The following is a 1,065-nucleotide window of genomic DNA, read 5'->3' as shown; positions in this document are numbered from 1 at the left end:
TCGCCCTGCTAGCTGTTTACTCCGTCCCTACCTAAACAATCACCCTCGATTTCGTCGTTACTTCGTCTATCCAAGTAACCTTGTAACAGTCGTCTCAATAGTTCGTATCCATTTTCGAGTAGTAACGTCTCTAATTCCCCATGCTCGCGCACCGCACACTGTTTCTGAACCGAGCCAATCAACTATTTGTTCAAATAGCTCTCGCGCTCCTGAAAAAAATCTGTCTTCATTTGAGGTAGATGGTTGCATATGTCTGACTTAATCCTGGCAAAGACTGCTGTGAAGCGCCTGTCCTGTCCTTCGGTTTTTTGTCTCAAAACACTGCTACAGGACAGCTTGGGGTAAAAAACTATTCCCCATTCTATCGTCTTTCTATAAGAGCCGCACCCAAAAAGATAGGTCAAAAGTAATAGCCCTGACCTATCTAAACAAAATGATAGCTAAACTATACCAAAAAATTATCCCAAATCAGCTGCATCACACAGCATATCTATTACTAGACTTGATGGTAATTAGTTTACAATTACTCAAAGAGGTTAAGTTAGAAGTCTTAGCAGAATCGCTGCCGTTACCTATTTTATTAGAGAGCCGTCGTCGGAAAATAAGGCGATTTTTGATACTTAAAAACTTTACTATTGAAACTATCTGGTTTCCCTGTGTTACCGCTCTTTTAGAGGAGATGTTTAATCCTAAGGATAGGATTTATCTGGTCATTGATAGAACGAGTTGGAGTCTGATTAATATCTTGATGGTGAGTGTTGTCTATGATCATCGAGCCCTTGAAGTTACCGTAAGACAGGGTCGCCTTAATAAGCGACAGTCTGTAAGTTATAAGTTTAAGTTATATGAAATAAGGCGACCCTGTCTAAGGTTTCGTCCCTGGCCAATTTACTGGACATTATTAGATAAAAAGCGATGCAGCGCGGTCTTGGGGGTTTCCCCCGGAGACGAAACCTTAGACAGGCTCGCCTTTATGGTTGTTAGGCTATGCAGAAAAGGGTTAAAACTTGAGGCGCGACCCCGTAATTTAATTCGCCATAGGAAAGCGCGCCTCCATTGATTAAG

Annotated in this window: 1 protein-coding gene and 1 pseudogene; one reads left to right on the top strand and one right to left on the bottom strand. The window is 41.9% G+C overall.

Annotated features, from left to right (window positions below; translation table 11 throughout):
- Positions 1-23: 23 nt before the first annotated feature.
- Positions 24-249 (bottom strand): annotated as a pseudogene (locus tag F6K20_RS39600) (ISKra4 family transposase); the annotation flags it as partial.
- 184 nt (positions 250-433) lie between these two features.
- Here F6K20_RS39600 and F6K20_RS39595 point away from each other — a divergent pair.
- Entirely contained in the window at positions 434-1,060 is a 627-nt protein-coding gene (locus tag F6K20_RS39595; protein WP_008190985.1) for a hypothetical protein, read from the top strand.
- Positions 1,061-1,065: the final 5 nt, after the last annotated feature.

It is taken from the genome of Moorena sp. SIO2C4 (assembly GCF_010672485.1).
In the GTDB taxonomy this organism is placed as follows: Bacteria; Cyanobacteriota; Cyanobacteriia; order Cyanobacteriales; family Coleofasciculaceae; genus Moorena; species Moorena producens.
The sequence above is the reverse complement of the archived record's forward strand: the minus strand, read 5'-3'. Positions and strand labels throughout refer to the sequence as shown.

Excerpts from the sequence above, each read along its gene's own strand:
- F6K20_RS39595 (WP_008190985.1), top strand. The coding sequence starts at position 434 with ATGATAGCTAAACTATACCAAAAAATTATCCCAAATCAGCTGCATCAC.